Below are 3,387 nucleotides of genomic sequence, written 5' to 3' on the forward strand. Positions count from 1 at the left end.
GGGGTGGGTGGGGTGGTGCCCGTTTCTCGGGAACCGCATAGTGGACGCGTAGCATGATTGACCAACGGTGTTGGTATGTGTGTGAAGTTGTTGGCTTATTAGTACCGGTCAGCTCCGACAGTCTTTCGTCCTGTCTTCCACATCCGGCCTATCTACCCAGTGGTCTAGCTGGGTGCCTTCACCCCCGAGGGGGATGGAAACCTCATCTTGAAGCAGGCTTCCCGCTTAGATGCTTTCAGCGGTTATCCCTTCCGAACGTAGCTAACCAGCCGTGCTCCTGGCGGAACAACTGGCACACCAGAGGTTCGTCCGTCCCGGTCCTCTCGTACTAGGGACAGCCCTTCTCAAGTTTCCTGCGCGCGCAGCGGATAGGGACCGAACTGTCTCACGACGTTCTAAACCCAGCTCGCGTACCGCTTTAATGGGCGAACAGCCCAACCCTTGGGACCTACTCCAGCCCCAGGATGCGACGAGCCGACATCGAGGTGCCAAACCATGCCGTCGATATGGACTCTTGGGCAAGATCAGCCTGTTATCCCCGGGGTACCTTTTATCCGTTGAGCGACGGCGCTTCCACAAGCCACCGCCGGATCACTAGTTCCGACTTTCGTCCCTGCTCGACCTGTCGGTCTCACAGTCAAGCTCCCTTGTGCACTTGCACTCGACACCTGATTGCCAACCAGGCTGAGGGAACCTTTGAGCGCCTCCGTTACATTTTGGGAGGCAACCGCCCCAGTTAAACTACCCACCAGGCACTGTCCCTGATCCGGATTACGGACCGAGGTTAGATGGTCGATGCGGCCAGAGTGGTATTTCAACGATGACTCCACCCGACCTGGCGGCCGGGTATCATAGTCTCCCACCTATCCTACACAAGCCGCACCGAACACCAATACCAAGCTATAGTAAAGGTCCCGGGGTCTTTCCGTCCTGCTGCGCGTAACGAGCATCTTTACTCGTAGTGCAATTTCGCCGAGCTCGCGGTTGAGACAGCGGAGAAGTCGTTACGCCATTCGTGCAGGTCGGAACTTACCCGACAAGGAATTTCGCTACCTTAGGATGGTTATAGTTACCACCGCCGTTTACTGGGGCTTAAATTCTGGGCTTCACCGAAGTTGACCCGTCCTCTTAACCTTCCAGCACCGGGCAGGCGTCAGTCCGTATACATCGTCTTGCGACTTCGCACGGACCTGTGTTTTTAGTAAACAGTCGCTTCTCCCTGGTCTCTGCGGCCCTCACCGCTTCCCACCGCTAGGGTGTTCACGGATCAGGCCCCCCTTCTCCCGAAGTTACGGGGGCATTTTGCCGAGTTCCTTAACCACGATTCGCTCGATCGCCTTGGTATTCTCTACCTGACCACCTGAGTCGGTTTGGGGTACGGGCGGCTAGAACCTCGCGTCGAGGCTTTTCTTGGCAGCTGAGGATCACCCGATTCCCGCATACGCGGTCACTATCAGTTCTCACCCTTGATGCTTCGCGGATTTGCCTACGAAGCGGGCTACAACCTTGGACGTGGACTACCATCGCCACGCCGGGCTACCTTCCTGCGTCACCCCTGTTAACACGCTTACCTACTACCGGTTCGGGTCCCACGCCGCCGGAGACGGTGCGACCCGAAGGTCGCGGTGTCACCATTGGGGCGGTTAGCATCACCGGGCTCGGTATGGGCGGTTCTTCGCCGGTAGGAGAATATCAACTCCTTGTCCATCGACTACGCCTGTCGGCCTCGCCTTAGGTCCCGACTTACCCAGGGCGGATTAGCCTGGCCCTGGAACCCTTGGTCATTCGGCGGACGGGTTTCTCACCCGTCATTCGCTACTCATGCCTGCATTCTCACTCGTGTGGGCTCCACCACTAGGTCACCCTGCAGCTTCACTGCCCACACGACGCTCCCCTACCCACCCACACACCTGAACACCAACAAGTTGGTGCTGGGCTAACGTGTGAGTGCCACGGCTTCGGCGGTGTACTTGAGCCCCGCTACATTGTCGGCGCGGAATCACTTGACCAGTGAGCTATTACGCACTCTTTCAAGGGTGGCTGCTTCTAAGCCAACCTCCTGGTTGTCTGTGCAACTCCACATCCTTTCCCACTGAGCACACGCTTAGGGGCCTTAGCCGATGATCTGGGCTGTTTCCCTCTCGACTACGAAGCTTATCCCCCGCAGTCTCACTGCCACGCTATGTCTTACCGGCATTCGGAGTTTGGCTGACGTCAGTAACCTGGTAGGGCCCATTAGCCATCCAGTAGCTCTACCTCCGGCAAGAAACACGTGACGCTGCACCTAAATGCATTTCGGGGAGAACCAGCTATCACGAAGTTTGATTGGCCTTTCACCCCTAACCACAGGTCATCCCCTCAGTTTTCAACCTAAGTGGGTTCGGTCCTCCACGCCGTCTTACCGGCGCTTCAACCTGCCCATGGCTAGATCACTTCGCTTCGGGTCTAGACCCGGCGACTGTACCGCCCTATTCGGACTCGCTTTCGCTACGGCTTCCCCACACGGGTTAACCTCGCCACCGAGCACTAACTCGCAGGCTCATTCTTCAAAAGGCACGCCGTCACCCCTGCTAAGGAGGCTCCGACGGATTGTAGGCACACGGTTTCAGGTACTATTTCACTCCCCTCCCGGGGTACTTTTCACCTTTCCCTCACGGTACTTGTCCGCTATCGGTCACTAGGTAGTATTTAGGCTTAGCAAGTGGTCTTGCCAGATTCACACGAGATTTCTCGGGCCCCGTGCTACTTGGGATCCCCTCAACCAGGCCGCACCATTTCGTCTACGGGACTCACACCCACTACGGTCCGCCTTTCAATGCGGTTCGACTATGACACGGCTTTCTTACTGGCTACCAGACTGTCAGATCTGGTCAGAAGGTCCCACAACCCCGCATGTGCAACGCCTGACAGCTTGACACACACACGGTTTGGCCTCATCCGCTTTCGCTCGCCACTACTCACGGAATATCTCTTCCTGTCGGTACTGAGATGTTTCACTTCCCGACGTTCCCCCCTACACCCTATGTATTCAGATGCAGGTGACTGAGCATGACCCCAGCCGGGTTCCCCCATTCGGACATCCTCGGATCACAGCTCGTTTGCCAACTCCCCGAGGCTTATCGCAGGCTACAACGTCCTTCTTCGGCTCCTAGTGCCAAGGCATCCACCCTGTGCCCTTAAAAACTTCGACACACTACAATATTTTCACAGAGATCAGAAAACCAGTCCGATCAACCACGCCACCCCACAAGGAGGCAGCAGGCCGACCAGGCCAGTACTGAACATCTGGGATGCTCGCGTCCACTATGCAGTTCTCAAGCAACGGACGAACCCGCCAGCCCACCAGCACGCCTACCCCAGACCAGCCCCGACCCGCCCCTCAAGGGG

At 57.2% G+C, this 3,387-nt stretch carries 1 rRNA gene; it reads right to left on the minus strand.

What is annotated here, in order from left to right:
* Nucleotides 1-78: 78 nt before the first annotated feature.
* Nucleotides 79-3,191, minus strand: a 23S ribosomal RNA gene (locus tag ACWGKI_RS20520).
* Between the last annotated feature and the right edge of the window lie 196 nt (nucleotides 3,192-3,387).

The sequence above is a fragment of the Isoptericola sp. NPDC055881 genome (genome assembly GCF_053615895.1).